This window comes from Streptomyces sp. RKND-216 (assembly GCF_004795255.1).
Lineage (GTDB): Bacteria > Actinomycetota > Actinomycetes > Streptomycetales > Streptomycetaceae > Streptomyces > Streptomyces hazeniae.
The window spans coordinates 70,292-88,038 of record NZ_SSBQ01000002.1 but is presented as its reverse complement, the minus strand read 5'-3'; the positions used below and the strand labels follow the sequence as shown (position 1 = coordinate 88,038).

At 72.8% G+C, this 17,747-nt stretch carries 16 protein-coding genes; 11 read left to right on the top strand and 5 right to left on the bottom strand.

The features are described 5' to 3' along the window. Positions 1-24: 24 nt before the first annotated feature. A complete protein-coding gene (gene gcvP, locus E4198_RS00640) occupies positions 25-2,910 on the top strand; it encodes an aminomethyl-transferring glycine dehydrogenase (RefSeq protein WP_136181392.1) in 2,886 nt (961 codons plus the stop codon). 81 nt (positions 2,911-2,991) lie between these two features. On the opposite strand, the gene E4198_RS00635 is transcribed toward gcvP, so the two are convergent. Then, on the bottom strand, positions 2,992-3,198 hold the full coding sequence (locus E4198_RS00635; protein WP_136185096.1) for a DUF5999 family protein: 207 nt from the start codon (positions 3,196-3,198) through the stop codon (positions 2,992-2,994). 181 nt (positions 3,199-3,379) lie between these two features. Further along, positions 3,380-3,979: a hypothetical protein gene (locus E4198_RS00630; RefSeq protein ID WP_136181391.1), complete on the bottom strand. Its 600-nt coding sequence runs from the start codon at positions 3,977-3,979 to the stop codon at positions 3,380-3,382. 500 nt (positions 3,980-4,479) lie between these two features. Here E4198_RS00630 and E4198_RS00625 point away from each other — a divergent pair, with 500 nt between their 5' ends. Both E4198_RS00625 and E4198_RS00620 read left to right on the top strand, forming a co-directional pair. After that, positions 4,480-5,976 (top strand): glutamate--cysteine ligase, encoded by a 1,497-nt coding sequence (locus tag E4198_RS00625; RefSeq protein WP_136181390.1) that lies wholly within the window; start codon positions 4,480-4,482, stop codon positions 5,974-5,976. A 157-nt stretch (positions 5,977-6,133) separates the two neighbouring features. Continuing rightward, positions 6,134-6,907 carry a CPBP family intramembrane glutamic endopeptidase gene (locus E4198_RS00620; RefSeq protein WP_247597832.1) on the top strand — a complete coding sequence of 258 codons (774 nt, stop codon included), beginning with the start codon at positions 6,134-6,136 and terminating at the stop codon, positions 6,905-6,907. Positions 6,908-6,980: 73 nt separating this feature from the next. Here the strand turns inward: E4198_RS00620 and E4198_RS00615 are convergent, their stop codons facing one another. Further along, positions 6,981-7,802 carry a PhzF family phenazine biosynthesis protein gene (locus tag E4198_RS00615; RefSeq protein ID WP_136181389.1) on the bottom strand — a complete coding sequence of 274 codons (822 nt, stop codon included), beginning with the start codon at positions 7,800-7,802 and terminating at the stop codon, positions 6,981-6,983. A 168-nt stretch (positions 7,803-7,970) separates the two neighbouring features. Here E4198_RS00615 and E4198_RS00610 point away from each other — a divergent pair, with 168 nt between their 5' ends. Both E4198_RS00610 and E4198_RS00605 read left to right on the top strand, forming a co-directional pair. Next, on the top strand, positions 7,971-8,987 hold the full coding sequence (locus tag E4198_RS00610) for an EamA family transporter (protein WP_136181388.1): 1,017 nt from the start codon (positions 7,971-7,973) through the stop codon (positions 8,985-8,987). A 162-nt stretch (positions 8,988-9,149) separates the two neighbouring features. After that, complete coding sequence (locus E4198_RS00605) at positions 9,150-10,175, top strand: EamA family transporter (RefSeq protein WP_247597491.1); 1,026 nt, start codon at positions 9,150-9,152, stop codon at positions 10,173-10,175. Here the strand turns inward: E4198_RS00605 and E4198_RS00600 are convergent. Further along, on the bottom strand, positions 10,147-10,842 hold the full coding sequence (locus E4198_RS00600) for a pyridoxamine 5'-phosphate oxidase family protein (RefSeq protein WP_136181387.1): 696 nt from the start codon (positions 10,840-10,842) through the stop codon (positions 10,147-10,149). The genes E4198_RS00605 and E4198_RS00600 overlap by 29 nt on opposite strands. A gap of 45 nt (positions 10,843-10,887) precedes the next feature. On the opposite strand from E4198_RS00600, the gene E4198_RS00595 reads away from it, so the two are divergent. After that, on the top strand, positions 10,888-12,219 hold the full coding sequence (locus tag E4198_RS00595) for an aminotransferase class I/II-fold pyridoxal phosphate-dependent enzyme (protein WP_136181386.1): 1,332 nt from the start codon (positions 10,888-10,890) through the stop codon (positions 12,217-12,219). 29 nt (positions 12,220-12,248) lie between these two features. Here E4198_RS00595 and E4198_RS00590 read toward each other — a convergent pair whose 3' ends face one another. Next, positions 12,249-12,710, bottom strand: a complete 462-nt coding sequence (locus tag E4198_RS00590; RefSeq protein WP_136181385.1) for a Rieske (2Fe-2S) protein — start codon at positions 12,708-12,710, stop codon at positions 12,249-12,251. 95 nt (positions 12,711-12,805) lie between these two features. Between E4198_RS00590 and E4198_RS00585 the strand changes: the two genes are divergently transcribed. From E4198_RS00585 to E4198_RS00565, 5 genes are all read left to right on the top strand, one after another. Next, positions 12,806-13,669, top strand: a complete 864-nt coding sequence (locus E4198_RS00585; protein ID WP_136181384.1) for a HipA family kinase — start codon at positions 12,806-12,808, stop codon at positions 13,667-13,669. After that, complete coding sequence (locus E4198_RS00580; protein WP_136181383.1) at positions 13,666-14,049, top strand: DUF3037 domain-containing protein; 384 nt, start codon at positions 13,666-13,668, stop codon at positions 14,047-14,049. Before E4198_RS00585 ends, E4198_RS00580 begins: the two co-directional genes overlap by 4 nt. A 133-nt stretch (positions 14,050-14,182) precedes the next feature. Next, positions 14,183-14,944, top strand: a complete 762-nt coding sequence (fabG, locus tag E4198_RS00575; RefSeq protein ID WP_136181382.1) for a 3-oxoacyl-ACP reductase FabG — start codon at positions 14,183-14,185, stop codon at positions 14,942-14,944. Positions 14,945-14,958: 14 nt separating this feature from the next. Beyond that, positions 14,959-15,750, top strand: coding sequence for an SDR family oxidoreductase (locus E4198_RS00570; protein WP_136181381.1), 792 nt, complete (start codon positions 14,959-14,961; stop codon positions 15,748-15,750). A 293-nt stretch (positions 15,751-16,043) separates the two neighbouring features. Beyond that, entirely contained in the window at positions 16,044-17,630 is a 1,587-nt protein-coding gene (locus E4198_RS00565; protein ID WP_136181380.1) for an ABC transporter substrate-binding protein, read from the top strand. Positions 17,631-17,747 lie beyond the last annotated feature (117 nt).

Genomic DNA, 17,747 nt, shown 5'->3' with positions numbered 1-17,747 from the left:
CTCACGACCAGGAGGCCCCCGCAGATGACCGACAACCGCATCTCCCTCGCCGAGCTCGAGCGCGGCACGCCCTTCGAACAGCGCCATGTCGGCCCCGACCACGGCGCGCAGGCCAAGATGCTCGCGCATCTCGGATACGCCTCACTCGACGAACTCACCGCCGCCGCGGTACCCGACGCCATCAAGAGCACCGACCGGCTTCAGCTCCCCGAGGGGCGCACCGAGGCCGAGGTCCTGGCCGAGCTGCGCGACCTGGCGCGGCGCAACAGCGTGCTGTCCTCGATGATCGGGCTGGGCTACTACGGCACGTTCACCCCGCCCGTGGTGCTCCGCAACGTGATGGAGAACCCGGCCTGGTACACCGCCTACACGCCTTACCAGCCGGAGATCTCCCAGGGCCGCCTCGAGGCGCTGCTGAACTTCCAGACCGTCGTCGCCGACCTCACCGGCCTGCCCACCTCCGGTGCGTCGCTGCTGGACGAGCCCACCGCCGCCGCCGAGGCCATGGCGCTCGCACGACGCGTGGGCAAGGTCAAGAAGGGCGTCTTCCTCGTCGACGCGGACTGCCTGCCGCAGACCGTCGCCGTGCTCCGGACCCGCGCCGAACCCACCGGCGTCGAGGTCGTCGTCGCCGACCTGACGGACGGTATCCCCGCCGAGGTCGCCGAGCGGGGCGTCTTCGGCCTGCTGCTCCAGTACCCGGGTGCCTCCGGCGCTGTGCGGGACCACCGTTCCGTCATCGAGCAGGCGCACGGCCTGGGCGCGATCGTCACCGTCGCCGCCGACCTGCTCGCCCTCACTCTGCTGACCTCGCCGGGCGACCTGGGCGCGGACATCGCCGTCGGCTCCAGCCAGCGCTTCGGCGTGCCCATGGGTTTCGGCGGCCCGCACGCCGGCTACATGGCCGTCCGCGACACGTTCGCCCGCAGCCTGCCCGGCCGTCTGGTCGGCGTCTCCAAGGACGCCGACGGCACCCAGGCGTACCGCCTCGCCCTCCAGACCCGCGAACAGCACATCCGCCGCGAGAAGGCCACCAGCAACATCTGCACCGCGCAGGTGCTGCTCGCCGTCATGGCCGGCATGTACGCCGTCCATCACGGTCCCGAGGGTCTCGCCGCGATCGCCCGTCGCACCCACCGCTACGCGACCCTGCTCGCCCGGGGCCTGAGCGACGGCGGCGTCGAGGTGACGACCGGCGAGTTCTTCGACACCGTCACCGCCCGGGTGCCCGGCCGCGCCGCCGAGATCGTCGAGCGGGCCCGCGAGGCCGGGGTGAACCTCCGCCACGTCGACGCCGACCACGTCGGCATGGCGTGCGACGAGACCACCACCCGTGAGCAGCTCACCGCCGTGTGGGGCGCGTTCGGCGTGCAGGCCGACATCGAGGAACTCGACGGCGCCGTCGCGGACGCCCTGCCCCGGGACCTGCTGCGCACCGACGAGTATCTGACCCACCCGGTCTTCCACGAGCACCGCTCGGAGACGTCGCTGCTGCGCTACCTGCGCCGCCTGGCCGACCGCGACTACGCGCTGGACCGCGGCATGATCCCGCTGGGCTCGTGCACCATGAAGCTGAACGCCACCACCGAGATGGAGGCGGTCACCTGGCCCGAGTTCGGCGGACTGCACCCCTTCGCGCCCGCCGACCAGGCCGAGGGCTACCTCACCCTGATCCGCGAGCTCGAGGAGCGCCTCGCCGAAGTCACCGGCTACGACAAGGTCTCCATCCAGCCCAACGCCGGCTCCCAGGGCGAGCTCGCCGGTCTTCTCGCCGTCCGCGCCTACCATCGCGCCAACGGCGACGACCAGCGCGACATCTGCCTCATCCCGTCCTCCGCACACGGCACCAACGCCGCCAGCGCCGTGATGGCCGGCATGAAGGTCGTCATCGTCAAGACCGGCGAAGAGGGCGACATCACCATGGAGGACCTGCGCGAGAAGATCGCGCAGCACGGCGACCGGCTGGCCGTCCTCATGGTCACCTACCCGTCGACGCACGGCGTCTTCGAGGAGAACATCTCCGAGGTCTGCGCCGCCGTGCACGACGCGGGGGGCCAGGTGTACGTCGACGGCGCCAACCTCAACGCGCTCCTCGGACTCGCCCGCCCGGGCCGCTTCGGCGCCGACGTCTCGCACCTCAACCTGCACAAGACGTTCTGCATCCCGCACGGCGGCGGCGGCCCCGGCGTGGGCCCGGTCGGCGTCCGCGCCCACCTGGCCCGGTACCTGCCCAACCATCCGCTCCAGCCGCTGGCGGGACCGGAGACCGGAATCGGACCGGTCTCCGGGGCTCCGTGGGGCTCGGCGGGCATCCTGCCGATCTCGTGGGCCTACATGCGGCTGATGGGCGGCGAGGGACTGCGGCGCGCGACGCAGGTCGCCGTGCTGAGCGCCAACTACATCGCCAAGCGACTGGAGCCGCACTTCCCCGTCCTCTACACCGGCCCGCACGGCCTGGTCGCGCACGAGTGCATCATCGACGTGCGGCCGCTGACCAAGGCGACCGGCGTCAGCATCGACGACGTCGCCAAGCGGCTCATCGACTACGGCTTCCACGCCCCGACGATGTCGTTCCCGGTCGCCGGCACGCTGATGATCGAGCCCACCGAGAGCGAGGACATCGCCGAGGTCGACCGCTTCTGCGAGGCCATGATCGCCATCCGCGCCGAGATCGACAAGGTCGCCTCCGGCGAGTGGAGCGCGGAGAGCAGCCCGCTGCGCAACGCCCCGCACACGGCGGCCCAGCTCAGCGATGCCTGGGACTTCCCGTACACCCGCGCCGAGGCAGCCTTCCCGGCCGGGGTGCAGGCGGCGGACAAGTACTGGCCGCCGGTGCGCCGCATCGACGGTGCGTTCGGCGACCGCAACCTGGTGTGCTCCTGCCCGCCCGTCGAGGAGTACGACGGCTGAGGCCGTCCTCCCCCGGCACAGGACGGGCCCGGGACGGCGGTGACCGCCGTCCCGGGCCCGTCCCCGTCGCTGCGTCCCGGTTCACGCCGCCTGCGCGACGCGCAGCGCGTCCAGGGGGCGGTGCGGGGCGATGACCCGGCCGTCCGGGAGCAGTTCCCCGGTGTCCTCGAAGACGAGGACACCGTTGCAGAGCAGGCTCCAGCCCTGCTCCGGGCGGTGCGCCACGAGGTGGGCGGCCTCCCGGTCGGCTGATTCCGCGGTCGGGCACGGTGGCTGGTGCTGGCACATCGTCGGCGTCTTCCGTTGTGTGGTCTCGACGGTCCTGGTCGTCCTGCGGCTCGGTGTGGCTTCCATGGCCGTTCCCCGTTCCTCAAGGGCTGTCCCAGTGTCCACCTGCGGACGAAGGGCCCGCAGGGGTTTCGCGGCAGCACTCCTCGTAGGGAAGGACGTTTCACCCGGACGGGTGGTTTCAGGCGCCGATCAGCGGCACGGAGCGCAGGCGGTGTGTCAGCAGCGGTAGCAGGGTGTCGACCCGCTGCGGCTGGTGGGAGGCGATGCCGGGCGGCGCCGGGGCCAGCGGGATCACCAGGTCGGCGGCGTCGGGGAAGTGTGCGGCGGGGTCGGCGTCCGGGACGGAGTGCAGCCAGAGAGTCAGCATGTACAGCTCCGGTACCGACAGCAGTCGCGGCTGGTACGGCAGCGGCAGTCCTTCGGCCTGGTCGAGCGCACGCAGGGTGGCGGACACGTACGGGCCGCCGCGGAAGTGGGCGAAGGCCCAGCCGTCCGCCGTCGGCATGGTCTCCGCCGCGCTCAGCGGCGGAGGGGATGACGGCCCGGGCGCCGCAGACTTCCCGTCCGGTGCCGGCGCCGCCGGCACCGGTGCCAGCAGGAAACGCCAGCCGGTCAGGCCGGTGCGCGGCGGCCCCTGCCTGCTCACACCGGTGATCTCATGTACCGGCAGGGCGAGTTCGGGACGCAGCCGGGCCGGGCCCGGCCCGGCGCCGGAGTCGAGGGCCGACAGGACACTCTGCCGGGCGGGCGCCGGAGCAGGAGCAAAACGCAGGGGCATGATGGGTCGCCTCTCACCTCGACAGGCACACGGGAGCGGGGGCGGGGCGCGGACGGCGCTGTTCGGCCCGGGGGGCCGCAGGACCGTAGCCGGTGCAGCGGGCAGACGGTCGTTCGACGCGGGGTCTCGGCCTCGTCGGCAGAGTTTATACGACACCAGTTCCCCGGTGGTTTCGGCTAACGACGCGGCGGTGTTTCCACAAGGCGGCTTCACGCCGATTTCCGGAGGTATTTCCTCCCGCTCCGTCCACCCGTCGAAGCGCTCGCCTCGGCCTTCGGCGGAAACCGGGTCGGCCGGTTCTGCTGTGGCCCTTTCTCCCGGCCCTTGCGTGACGCCTGGGCCGTGAGCCGTATGCCCAAGGAATGTGCCAGAGGATTTCCCCGGCACGATAGCGGTTACCCGGGGGTTCGCCGAGGGATTGCGGATCATCGCCCTGGGCATCATCAGGTGACACACGTGCCCGGTCGTCGCACGGGCACCCGACCGAGAGGACCGGCGGGATGGGAGAGAAGGTCGCGGCCGACAGGTTCGCCCTGTCCGATCGGCTGCGGTACCGGCAGAAACTCCTCCAAGGGCTGGAGGCCCTGGAACTGCTTCTGGACAGGAAGCGGTTCGACCGCCCGCGCAATCTCATGGGTCTGGAGATCGAACTCAATCTCGCGGACGCCGAAGGCATGCCCCGGATGATGAACGCCGAGGTTCTGGAACGCATCGGCAGCCGGGATTTCCAGACGGAGCTCGGTCAGTTCAACCTCGAAGCCAACATCGTCCCGCACCGCATGGCCGGCCGGGTTTTCGACCAGCTCTCCGAGGAACTCCGCACCGCCCTCGCCTACGCCGACCGCCAGGCCCGCGAGGTGGACGCGCGCATCGTGATGATCGGCATCCTGCCCACGCTCACCAGCGACGACCTGGTCTCCGCGAACCTCTCCGCCGTCGACCGGTACACCCTGCTCAACGACCAGATCATGGCGGCCAGGGGAGAGGACGTGATGCTCGACATCGAGGGTGTCGAGCACCTGCGCTACGCCTCCGACTCCATCGCCCCCGAGGCCGCGTGCACCTCGGTGCAGCTGCACCTCCAGGTCACGCCGGGCCGGTTCGCCGACGTGTGGAACGCCGCCCAGGCGATCGCCGGGCCGCAGATCGCCATGGGCGCCAACTCGCCGTTCGTCTTCGGGCGGGAGCTGTGGAGGGAGTCCCGGCCGCCGCTCTTCCTCCAGTCCACCGACACCCGGCCGCCGGAGCTCGCCGTGCAGGGCGTACGTCCCCGCACCTGGTTCGGCGAACGCTGGATCGACTCCGCCTACGACCTCTTCCAGGAGAACGTGCGCTACTTCCCGGCGCTGCTCCCGCTCTGCGAGGACGAGGAACCACTCCAGGTGCTGGAGGACGGCGGAGTCCCCGAACTTCTCGAACTGTCCCTGCACAACGGCACCGTCTACCGCTGGAACCGCCCGGTCTACGGTGTCGTCGACGGCGTCCCCCACCTGCGGGTCGAGAACCGGGTGCTTCCGGCCGGCCCCACCGTCACCGACGTGCTCGCCAACGCCGCCTTCTACTACGGGCTGGTGCGCGCCCTGGCGGACGAGCCCCGTCCCCTCTGGACCCGGATGCCCTTCCCCGTTGCCCACGAGAACTTCGAGGCGGCGTGCCGGGACGGCATCGACGCCCAGCTGCACTGGCCGCGCTCCGGGCGGGGGAGCGCGACAGTCGCGCTGCCCGCGACCCGGCTCGTGCAGGACGAGCTGCTCCCGCTCGCCGCGTCCGGACTCGACGCGTGGGGCGTGGAGCCCGCCGACCGGGACCGCTACCTGTCGGTGATCGAGGAACGCTGCCGGCGCCGGGTCAACGGCGCCTCCTGGCAGGCCGCCACCTACCACCGGGCCACGGACGCCGGACTCGACCGGGAGAAGGCACTCGCGGCCGTCGCCCGCCGGTACTGCGAACTCACCCGCACCGACGAGCCGGTGCACACCTGGCCGCCCGGGCCGTGACGCCGGGCGGCGCCCGGATACCCCGCGCACGACTCCGCCTCCCGGATGCGGCAAGCTGAGACCGGGAGCCGGACACACCGGCGCCCCACAGGCAGGCGATCCAGGCGAACAGGAGGCGCGGGTGCGCGCACGGACGGGAGACGCCGCGGACCAGGGGATTCCCGGCGACGCCGGACTCCCCGCTCCCGTGCTGCGGCGGGAGACGCTGCTGGTACTTGCCCTCTCCCTCGGCGCCAGCGCGCTCTCGGCGCTCATCAGCTTCGCCGGTTCGCTGACCGCCCCGGGCGGACTCGCCGACCAGGCTGCGCGGATGAACACCTCGGCCGCCCCCGACCGCCCGTGGCTCGACCTGGCCTGGCAGCTCTTCGGTATCGCCACCGCGCTCGTCCCCGTCGCGCTCGTCGCGCACCTGCTGTACCGCGAGGGCACCGGCGGCCTGCGCGCGGTCGGGTGCGACCTGGGGCGCCCCCGCTCCGACCTGGCCCGCGGCACGCTGGTCGCCGCCGGCATCGGAGGAACCGGCCTGCTCCTCTACCTCGGTGCCAGGGCGGCCGGCGCGAACCTCACCGTGGTGCCGGAGAACCTTCCTGACGTGTGGTGGAAGATCCCGGTGCTGATCGCCTCCGCGGTGCAGAACGCCGCGGTGGAGGAGATCATCGTCATCGGCTACCTTCTGCGCCGCCTGGACCAGCTCGGCTGGTCACCCTGGGGAGCGCTGGCGGCCAGCTCCCTCCTGCGCGGCACGTACCACCTCTACCAGGGGATCGGCGGCTTCGTCGGCAACATGGCGATGGGCGTGATCTTCGTGCTGCTCTACCGCCGCTGGGGGCGCGTCGGCCCGCTGCTCGCCGCCCACGCCCTGATCGACATCGTCGCCTTCGTCGGCTACGCGGTGCTGGCCGGCAAGGTGGACTGGCTCCCCACCGGCTGACCCGACGCCCAGGCCGGTCGGTGCCCCCCGGCGGACGCGCACCGCCGCCGGGGCGCAGCGGCGGCCGGCGCGCTCAGAGCCACGTCAGCAGCCGGCCGTCCAGCACCGTCACCGCCGCCCCCGACAGCTCCGTCCGCGCGCCGCGCAGCGCGGTCCGCACCACTCCGGTACGCGCGGACGCCTGGAAGCCGGTCAGCTCGTCCCGCCCCAGCCGAGCCGCCCACAGCGGCGCGAGTGCCGTGTGGGCGCTCCCGGTGACCGGGTCCTCCGGAACCCCCACCGCGGGTCCGAAGAACCGGGAGACGAAGTCGTAACCGGCGGCCGTGTCGTGAGCGGCGGCGGTGACGATGACGCCGCGCCCCCGGAGCCGGGCCAGCGCGGCCATGTCCGGTGCGAGGGCGCGCACCGTGTCCTCGTCGTGGACCTCGACCAGGAGGTCGCCGACGTCCGGCCCTGTGTCGTGCACCGTCAGGACCTCGCAGCCCAGCGCCGCGGAGAGCCCGGGCGGCTCGGTCAGCGGCGTCAGCGGAGCCGTCGGGCAGTCCAGCGTCATCGTGCCGTCGGGGGAGGGAGCGGCGGTCAGCACTCCGCTACGGGTCCGGAACCGCAGCCGGGAGCCGGCCCGTCCGGCGGAGTGCAGCACGTGCGCCGTGGCCAGCGTCGCGTGCCCGCACAGGTTCACCTCCACGGCGGGCGTGAACCAGCGCAGCGCCCAGTCCGCGTCCTCGCCGCGGGGGAGTGGGTGCGCGAACGCCGTCTCGGAGAGGTTCATCTCGCCCGCGACCCGCTGGAGCCGTTCGTCCGGGGGGAAGCCCGCCTCCTCGAGCAGGACGACCGCGGCGGGATTGCCGGCGAACGGACGGTCGGTGAAGGCGTCGACGACACGGATTCTCATGCCCAGAAGCGTAGGCCGCTGCGGTCGCGCCCCTCCACGGCCGGTCTCGGGGACGTCGCCCAGTGCTCTCCGCGGCCTCCGCGAGGGCCGACCGCATCCGAGTCTCGCACGGTGAGACAGGTGCTATCCGGGGTGACACTCCTGACCTCGCTTGGCATCATGGGGCGCATGCCGCACGCCGCACCACCGTCGCACCCCGTCCGGGTCCGGAGCACGGGGCTCGCCATCGCGCTCCTCTCCGCCTTCGCCTTCGGCGGATCCGGTCCCGCGGCCAAGCCGCTCATCGAGGCCGGTCTCGCCCCCCTGCACGTCACCTGGCTGCGGGTCGCGGGAGCCGCCCTGGTCACTCTGCCCCTCGCCTGGCGTCATCGCGGGCTGCTCAGGTCGCATCCCGCGCTGCTGGCGGGCTTCGGCCTCTTCGCCGTGGCCGGCGTGCAGGCCTGCTACTTCGCAGCCATCTCCCGCATCCCCGTGGGCGTGGCCCTGCTCATCGAGTACCTGGCCCCCGCACTGGTCCTTGGCTGGGTGCGCTTCGTACAGCGCCGCCCGGTGACCCGGGCGGCGGCCGTCGGCGTGGTGCTGGCCGTCGGCGGGCTGAGCTGCGTGGTCGAGGTGTGGTCGGGGCTGGCCTTCGACGTCCTCGGCCTGCTGCTGGCGCTGGGCGCGGCCTGCTGCCAGGTCGGCTACTTCGTGCTCTCCGACCACGGTGCCGACGAGGCCGACGGCCGGCGGCCCGACCCGGTGGGCGTGATCGCGTACGGCCTGCTGGTCGGCGCACTGGTGCTCACCCTCGTCGCGCGGCCGTGGTCCATGGAATGGGGCGTCCTGCTCCGCGAGGCCGAGATGGACGGCATGCCCGTCCCCGGCCTGCTGCTCCTCGGCTGGATCGTGCTGGTCGCCACCGTCGCCGCCTACCTGACGGGCGTGGTCTCCGTGCGCCGCCTCTCCCCGCAGGTCGCCGGGGTGGTCGCCTGTCTGGAGGCGGTCATCGCGACCGCGCTGGCCTGGGTGCTTCTCGGCGAACACCTCTCCGCGCCCCAGGTCCTCGGTGGTCTGCTGGTGCTCACCGGCGCACTCATCGCCCAGCGCTCGGCCCCCCGGCCGCCCGCGCCCGAGCCGGTCGCCGGGAGCGCCGTCGCCGACCACGCCGGAACGGGCTTGTCCGCGCGGACCCCGTCCTCGTAGGGTGGGCCGCCGTGTACCTGACCGTGCTGTCGCCGCCCGCCGCGTAGAGCGGGCCGGCCGAGGACCGCGCCACCGGGGGAGCGAGACTCCGCCCGCGGCGTCACCCTCCGGCGCCCGCAGACGGGAACGTCACCAGTCCCCTCTCTGCGCGGAGTACACCACGTGTCGCATGCATCCTTTTCCCCTGCCGCCGCCCTGCCCGTCGGCCGCGCCCTGACCTACCTCGTCGTGGCCGGCGTCGCCTGGGGCACCGCCGGCGCGGCCGCCTCACTCCTCTACAGGGCGAGCGACCTCGGCCCCCTCGCCCTGTCCTTCTGGCGCTACGCCGGAGGTCTCCTGCTGCTGCTGGCCTTCCAGGGTCTGCGCGGACTGACGGCACGCTCGCGGACGGAGCCGGCCCGGGGGCCCCGGCCGGCCGAGCGGCCCCGGCGCCGTGCCCTGCGCATCGCCTCCACAGGCGTCGGCCTCGCCGTCTTCCAGACCGCCTACTTCGCCGCGGTCGAGGTCACCGGCCTCGCCGTCGGCACCGTCGTCACGCTCGGTGCGGGGCCCGTCCTCATCGCGCTCGGCGCTCGGCTGACCATGGGCGAACGTCTCGGTGGTTCCGGGATCGCGGCGGTGACCGGTGCACTGGCCGGACTCCTGGTCCTGTGTCTCGGCGCGGGAGGCGGCACCGTTCACCCCGCCGGAGTCGCCCTCGCCCTTCTCTCCGCCACCGGCTACGCGGCGGTGACCCTGCTGACGCGGCGGTTCGGCCGCGCGTCGGGCACCGGCGAGTCCGCCACCACACGCTGGGCGTTCGCCGTCGGGGCGGTCTGCACCCTCCCCCTGGCGCTGGCCGAAGGACTCCTCCCGCAGACCGGGGACCCGGTCCGGGTGCTGCTCCTCCTCGCCTACGTCGCCGCCGTGCCCACGGCGCTCGCCTACGCCCTGTACTTCGCGGGCGCCGCCGTGGTCCGCGCGGCAACCGTCTCGGTCATCATGCTGATCGAGCCGGTGAGCGCCGCGGTCATCGCGGTGGTGCTCCTGGACGAACGGCTGACCGCCGCCACGGTGACCGGCACCGTGCTGCTTCTCCTCGCCGTGACCGGTCTGGCGTGCGCCGAGGCGCGGCACGCCGCGTCGGTCCGCCGGACTGCCGCGCGGCCCGGGCCCGACCTCAGCGTCCCGGCCTCCGCGGAGCGGTGAGGTAGGCGGGCGCGGCGACGGTGCCGGCCAGGTCGTCGGCCGGCACCGGCTCGCCCGTGGTGCTGCGCACGGGCAGCACGCCGGCCCAGTGGGGGAGCGACAGGTCCGCCGGCTCGTCCACGGGCGGGCCGGACCGTACCTTCGCCGAGACCTCCACCAGGTCCAGCGCCAGGACGGCGGTGGCCGCCAGCTCCCGCGCGTCCGCCGGTCGGCAGTCGGCCGCCCGGCCGGGCAGCACGTGGTCCACCAGCGCGTCCAGCGCCGCCGTCCGCTCCTGCGGGTCCGTCACCTGCCGGGCCTCGCCGTGCACGACCACGGAGCGGTAGTTGGCGGAGTGGTGGAAGGCCGAGCGAGCGAGCACCAGCCCGTCGACGTGCGTGACGGTCAGGCAGACGGGAAGCCCCGGTGTCTCGGTGCCGTCCCCGGCCGCCCGCAGCGGCCGGGAGCCGGTGGAACCGTGCACGTACAGCCGCTCGCCGTCCCGGGCGTACAGCGTCGGCAGCACCACCGGCGCCCCGTCGCGCACGAAACCCAGGTGGCAGACGTAGCCCTCGTCGAGGATCGCGTGCACCAGGTCGCGGTCGTAGGAGGCCCGGTCGCGGTTGCGGGTCGGCATGGTGCGCCCGACGGCCTCGTAGGTCGGTCGCGGAGACGCGGTGGCGGACATGGGGATCTCCTTGCGTTCTCTTTGTACTAGTGCATAATCGTCTTTGTGCTAGGAGATTACCGGATCGAGGGAGCGGGCGCAGCCGAGATCGCCGCCAGCGTGGAGCGCGGCGTCGGCGCCGGCGCCCTCGCCCCCGGCGACGCGCTGCCCCCGCAGCGGGAGCTCGCCACGCGGCTCGGCGTCAACCCCAACACGGTGGCCGCCGCCTATCGTTCGCTTCGGGACCGCGGAGTGATCGAGACCGCCGGGCGCCGGGGGAGCCGCATCCGGCACCGTCCGGCCAGCACACCCCGCGAGTCGCTCCGCGTCGACGTCCCCCACGGTGCGCGCGACCTGTCCACCGGCAATCCGGACCCCGCGCTGCTGCCACCGCTGGGCGACGCCCTCGCCACGGCGGCCGAGCGCGCCCGCACGCGTCCGACGCTCTACGGTGCCCCCGCAGTCACCGCCGAACTCGGCCGCGCCGCACGGCGGATGCTCGCCGCCGACGGCGTTCCCGACGGGCCCGTCGCCGTGACCTCCGGCGCCCTGGACGCGATCGAACGCGTCCTGGCGGCGCACCTGCGGCCCGGTGACGTCGTCGCCGTGGAGGACCCCGGCTGGGGGAGTCTTCTGGACCTGGTCCCGGCCCTCGGCCTGCGTCCGCTGCCCGTCGCCGTGGACGACGACGGGCCGCTGCCCGACGCCGTCGCCGGTGCCCTCCGGCGGCATGCGCGCGCCCTGATCGTGACCGCCCGCGCCCAGAACCCCACGGGCGCCGCCGTCTCGGCCGCGCGCGGAGCCGCCCTCCGCGCGCTGCTGGCGGAACACCCGGCCACGCTGGTCGTCGAGGACGACCACGGGCACGGCATCGTGGACCTGCCGCTGCACGCGGTCTGCGGCTCCACCACCCACTGGGCGCTGGTCCGCTCCACCGCGAAGGCGTACGGCCCCGACCTGCGCCTGGCCGTCCTCACCGGCGACGCACTCACCGTCGACCGGGTGCGTGGCCGCCAGCGGCTCGGCCCGGGCTGGGTCAGCCACCTGCTCCAGGACGCCGTCGCCCGGCTCTGGGAGCAGGAGGCCGTGCGTCCGCACCGCGTCGCCGCCTCCTACGGGCACCGGCGGGACGCACTGGTACGCGCCCTCGCGGACCGCGGCGTGCCCGCGCGCGGCCGCAGCGGCATGAACGCCTGGGTGCCCGTGCCCGACGAGACCGGAGCGGTGGCGCGCCTCCTCCAGGCCGGCTGGGCGGTGGCGCCCGGCGCGCGCTTCCGCCTCGCCTCGGGACCCGGACTCCGGATCACCCTCTCGCCGCTGGCTCTGGAGGAGATCGGGGGAGTGGCGGACGCCGTGGCCGACGCGCTGCGTCCCTCCCTGCCACGCCGGTACGACTGACGGGTCCGGCCGGCGGGGGAGGCGCCCGGTCAGCTCCGCCGCACGGAACCGCCGCGCACCGACACCTTCACCGCGGGCAGCGGCTGCGTCGCCGGACCCTGCTGGACGCTGCCGTCGGCGACGGCGAAACGACTGCCGTGGCACGCGCAGTTGATGGAGCCGTCCGCGACCGACGACACCACGCAGCCCTGGTGCGTGCACACCGCGGAGAAGGCTTTGTACTCGCCGGCCGAGGGCTGGGTGACGACCACCTTCTCCTCCTTGAGGATCGTCCCGCCGCCCTCCGGCACCTCGGAGGTGCTCACCAGCTCCGCGCCGCCCCCGCCGGGCTCCGAAGTGCCCTTTCCGGTCGGCTGGTCGCCGGACCCGGGCGACTCCTCGCCGCCCGTGTCCCCGCCGCCGGAACTCCCGCACGCGGCGAGGGCCAGCGCGGCCGAGGTGGTCCCCGCGGCGGCCAGTACGGTACGGCGGGTGGGAAAGGCGGTGTTCATGCCACGCTCCTACGGTCTCGGGACAGCCGTCCACACCTTCCTACGTGCGCCCGGGCCGTCACGTTCAACGACACGGCGCCGCATAACCTGGTGCGATGCTGCCCGAAGTCACCGCCACCCGGTACGTCACGCCCCTGCGCGAGGGCGGCTCACTGCCCGGCCTCCTGGAAGCCGACGACCTGGGCACCTACGTCGTGAAGTTCACCGGTGCCGGACAGGGACGCAGGACGCTGGTCGCCGAGGTCGTCTGCGGGCGTCTCGCCCGGCTCCTGGGGCTCCGCGTACCGGACTTGGCAGTCGTCCACGTCGACCCGGTCCTCGGGCTCGCCGAGCCTGACGAGGAGGTGCAGGAACTGCTGAAAGCGAGCGGCGGTCCCAATCTGGGCATGGACTACCTGCCCGGCTCCCTGGGATTCGACCCGCTCGCCTACGAGGTGACGGCCCGGGAGGCCGGGCGGATCGTCTGGTTCGACGCCCTGACCGGCAACGTCGACCGCTCCTGGCGCAACCCCAACCTGCTGGTCTGGCACGGCGACCTGTGGCTCATCGACCACGGGGCCTCCCTGATCTGGCACCACAACTGGCCGAAGGCCGGCGCTGCCGCGGACCGCCGCTACGACGCGTCGGACCACGTCCTCGCGCCCTTCGCCCCCGACGTGGCCGCCGCCGCAGCCGACCTCGCCCCCCGGGTCACGCCAGCACTCCTCGACCGGTGCACCGCGGACATCCCCGACGACTGGCTGGCGGGCGAACCAGGCTTCGATCACCCCGACGACGTCCGCGCCGCCTACACCCGCGTCCTCGCGGCCCGCGCGCCGCAGGTGCACGAGCGCGTCGAAATGGGCGCACCCACCCCCGACCGGCCCTCACAGGCCCCGGGCTGGCTGACCGGGCACCCGGGCACCGGGCCCGAGCCGGCCCGCGCCCGGCACGCCGGGAAGCCGGGGGAGACGCGATGACGCCTCGCATGGTCTTCGAATACGCCCTGCTCCGCGTCGTCCCGCGCGTCGAACGCGGCGAACTCATCAACGCCGGCGTCGTGCTCTACTGCCGTGCGCGCTCCTACGCCGCCGCGTTGACCCACCTGGACGAGGACCGGCTGCGCGCCCTGGACCCGGACGCCGACGTGGCGGGGGTGCACGCCGCGCTGCGCGCGGTCGAGGGGGTGTGCCGGGGCGGCGGCGACGCGGGGCAGGCCGCGGGCGACGACGCCGGACGCCGCTTCCGCTGGATCGTCGCGCCGCGCAGTACCGTCGTCCAGCCCGGCCCGGTGCACACCGGCCTGACCGCGGACCCCGAGGCCGAAGCCCGGCGGCTGCTGGACCTCCTGGTGCGGTGACCGGCACGAACCAGGCTGCCGTTGACACGGAGTGCCACGACTTCTAGCGTCACGACCACCGAGCCTACTAAGCGGTTGCTCACCAGGCGGGCACGTGGCCCGCCGGCGACCCCACGAGGACGAGGAGAACGAAATGTCCACCAGCGAGCAGCGCGTCGCGATCGTCACCGGCGCAGCCCGAGGCATCGGCGCGGCCACCGCCGTGCGTCTGGCCCATGAGGGCAGGGCCGTCGCCGTGCTCGACCTCGAAGAGGCGGCCTGCAAGGACACCGTCGAGAAGATCACCTCCGAGGGGGGGCGGGCGATCGCCGTCGGCTGCGACGTGGCCGACACCGAGCGGGCCGAGGCCGCCGTCGCCCGGGTCGCCGAGGAACTCGGCGCGCCCACCGTGCTGGTGAACAACGCCGGCGTGCTCCGCGACAACCTGTTGTTCAAGATGAGCGACGCGGACTGGGACACCGTGATGAACGTCCACCTGCGCGGCGCCTTCGTGATGACCCGGGCCTGCCAGAAGCACATGGTGGACGCCGGGTTCGGACGCGTGGTCAACCTCTCCTCCAGCTCCGCCCTCGGCAACCGCGGCCAGGTCAACTACGCCGCCGCCAAGGCGGGCCTCCAGGGCTTCACCAAGACCCTCGCCAAGGAACTGGGCAAGTTCGGCGTGACCGCCAACGCCGTCGCGCCCGGCTTCATCGTCACCGACATGACGGCCGCCACCGCCGAACGCGTCGGCATGGACTTCGACGAGTTCCAGGCCGCAGCAGCCACCCAGATCCCGGTCCAGCGCGTCGGCCGCCCCGAGGACGTCGCCGGCGCCATCGCCTTCTTCGCCTCCGACGACGCGGGATTCGTCTCCGGCCAGGTCATGTACGTGGCCGGCGGCCCCCTCAACTGACAGGAGCCACCCCCATGACCGACACAGCACAGCCGGACCCGTCACAGCCCGGAGCGCCCCGCCCGGACAGCGGGCGGACGGCCCTGGTGACCGGCGGCAGCCGCGGCATCGGATACGCCGTCGCCGAAGCCCTCGTGGCACGCGGTGACAGGGTCTGCATCACCGGTCGCAACGAGGACGCCCTGAAGACCGCGGTGGCCTCGCTCGGCGCCGACCGGGCCATGTACGTCGCGGGGAAGGCGCACGACACCGGCCACCAGGCCGCCGCCGTCGACGCGGTCATGGCCGCCTACGGACGGCTCGACCACCTGGTCAACAACGCCGGGACCAACCCCGTCTTCGGGCCCATGGCCGATCTCGACCTCGCCGTCGCCCGCAAGGTCTTCGAAACCAACGTCATCTCGGCCCTGGGCTTCGCCCAGCGGACCTGGGCCGCCTGGCAGCGCGACCACGGCGGCTCCATCGTCAACATCGCCTCCATCGCCGGACTCTCGGCCTCGCCCTTCGTCGGCGCCTACGGCATGAGCAAGGCGGCGATGGTCAACCTGACGCAGCAGCTCGCCCACGAGTTCGCGCCCGCCGCCCGCGTCAACGCGCTCGCCCCGGCCGTGGTGAAGACGAAGTTCGCCGCGGCGCTCTACGAGGGCCGTGAGGACGAGGCCGCGACCCGCTACCCGATGGGGCGGCTCGGAGCCCCCGAGGACGTCGGCGGCGCCGCCGCGTTCCTCAGTTCGGACGCCGCGGCGTGGATCACCGGCCAGACCCTGGTCGTCGACGGCGGCCTCTTCCTCAACGCCGGCGTCTGATGACCCTGAGTTGAGGCGAGTCCACCGCTGGTCACCCGTCTGATGCCGCTCCGCAGTGGAGCGGCATCAGATCTGTGACGCCTTCGAAAAGGGCGTCACAAAGGGATGATCTGTCCCTGCTCACGGCTGGGAGGCTGGGGTAAGGTCTGATGCGCCTGCGGCCAGCAGGTCCGCGCGGGCATCCGCGTGCAGGACACACGGATGCGCAAGCGAAGCGCATGGAACCGGCCGGCGGGCGACATCCCTCATGCAACCGCATCAAGCAGTGGCCCCGCCGACTGAGGAGCGCGTACGTGTTCGACCGGAACGGACCTCTGAGAATCGCAGCGATCGCGGCGAGCGCGGCGCTGCTCGCCGGGTGCAGCGTGTTGCCCGGTGGTGACAACGACGAGGACCAGTCCATCGTGGTCGGCACCACCAGCTCGCCCAGCGTCCTGGACCCGGCGGGCGCGTGGGACCAGTCCTGGGAGCTGTTCCGGAACGTCTACCAGACCTTGATGCACTTCCCCAACTCCTCCAGCTCGCCCGAGCCGGACGCCGCCAAGTCCTGCAAGTTCACCGACACGGCGAGCAAGGTGTACCGCTGCACCCTGCGCGAGGACCTCACCTTCTCCAACGGCAACCCGCTGGACGCGGAGGCGGTCAAGTTCTCCCTCGAGCGCGTCTTCAGTATCGGAGCCGAAGGCGGCCCCTCGGGCCTCCTCGGCAGCCTGGACCGCATCGAGACCCCGGGGAAGCACGAGATCGTCTTCCACCTGAAGGAGTCGGACGCGACCTTCGAATACGTCCTCGCCACTCCCGCGGCCTCGATCGTCGACCCGGAGGTGTACGACGACAAGGGGCTGCTCAAGGGCACCGAGATCGTCGGATCCGGCCCGTACGTGCTCGAGGAGTACAGGGAGAACAAGCGCGCCGTCCTGCTCGCGAACCCGGACTACAAGGGTGCCGCCGAGATCAAGAACGACAAGGTCACCATCCGCTACTTCCAGAGCTCCACGGCGATGGTGAAGAAGTTCAAGAAGGGCGAACTCGACGTCACCTTCCGCGGGCTCACGCCGAGTCAGATCAGCGAGTTCCAGGACGCCGGCGCGAAGGGCAACGACAAGATCGAGCTGAGCGAGCTCCCGGGCAAGGAGATCCGCTACCTGGTCTTCAACCCCAAGTACGACTGGGCGGGCGACGAAGCCGTCCGCCGGTCCATCGCCCAGCTCATCGACCGCAAGGCGCTGGTGCGCAACGTCTACGACCGCACCGCCGAGCCGCTGTACTCCATGGTGCCAAGTGGCCTGACCGGCCACACCAATGCCTACTTCGACGAGTACGGCGAGCCCAGCCGTGCGGGCGCGGAGGAAGTCCTGCGGGAAGCCGGCATCACCGAGAAGGTGCCGCTGACCCTCTGGTACACCACCGACCGCTACGGCTCGACGATGAAGAAGGAGTTCGAGGAGATCGAGCGCCAGCTCGAGGGCTCCGGCCTCTTCGACATCACCGTCAAGGGCAAGCCGTGGAACGAGTACTCCCAGGACTACCTGCACGGCGAGTATCCGGTCTTCGGCCGTGGCTGGGCCCCCGACTTCCCCGACGCGGACAACTTCATCTCACCGTTCGTCGGCGAGAACAACGCGCTGAACACGCCGTACGAGGCACCCCGCATCACCCAGGAGCTGCTGCCCTCCTCCCGCAAGCAGGACGACCGCGGCATCGCCAGCGAGGCGTTCACCGAGGCGCAGAAGATCCTCGCCGAGGATGCCCGCCTGCTGCCGCTCTGGCAGGGCAAGGTGTACGTGGCGGCCGGCAAGGACATCGCCGGCGTCGAATGGTGCATCGACCCCTCGACGATCATGCGCATGTGGGAGCTGAACCGGAAGGCGAGCTGGTAGCGGCCTCCGCCCTTCCGCACTGCGTGCGCCCCGGCTGGTCGGCAGCCGGGGCGCACGCCTGTACGCGGGGCCGACAACCCCGCACCGCGCCGCCCGGCGCGGCGTTGTCGGTGGCGC